Source organism: Mesorhizobium sp. M7A.F.Ca.MR.176.00.0.0 (genome assembly GCF_004023165.1).
In the GTDB taxonomy this organism is placed as follows: Bacteria; Pseudomonadota; Alphaproteobacteria; order Rhizobiales; family Rhizobiaceae; genus Mesorhizobium.
Genome location: NZ_RZTC01000031.1, coordinates 44,769 through 45,199, shown reverse-complemented (window position 1 = coordinate 45,199; position 431 = coordinate 44,769). Strand labels below are relative to the sequence as shown.

Sequence of the window (431 nt, the reverse complement as noted above, 5' to 3'; positions counted from 1 at the left end):
ACCCGTGAAGGCGACGTCGGTATCGCCAGCGGCGAAGCTGCCATTAGCGGCGATGTCAGGCGCAAAGCCGGCGGTCTTGGCCGCGTCGATGTCGCGCCCGATCGCATCCGCCTTGGCGAGGAACGCGCTGAACGCATCTGGATTGACACCAGCAACTTTCACGCCCTTCAACGCCGCCGTGCCGGAGCCCGACAAGGCGGCCACCATCCCTTCGACCGATTTGCCGCTGCTTGACAGCGCCGTCGAGAAATCGCCGATGCCGCTGATGCCGGCATCCGGCAGCACGGTCGCCAGATCGGCGCCCGCCAGTTTCATCTGGCCAGAGAACAGGCCGGTGCCGTCATTGTTCTTCAGTTCGAACAGGCCGGTGAGCGCCCCGCCCAGCAATTTCGCCTTCAAATCCGAAACGCGGATGCCTTCCTGGTCGAGCC

The 431-nt window shown here is 64.7% G+C and carries 1 pseudogene (only partly in view); it reads right to left on the bottom strand.

The features are described 5' to 3' along the window. Nucleotides 1–431: pseudogene (locus EOB59_RS13085) on the bottom strand (AsmA family protein); its annotated part runs 2,716 nt beyond the window's last position; the annotation flags it as partial.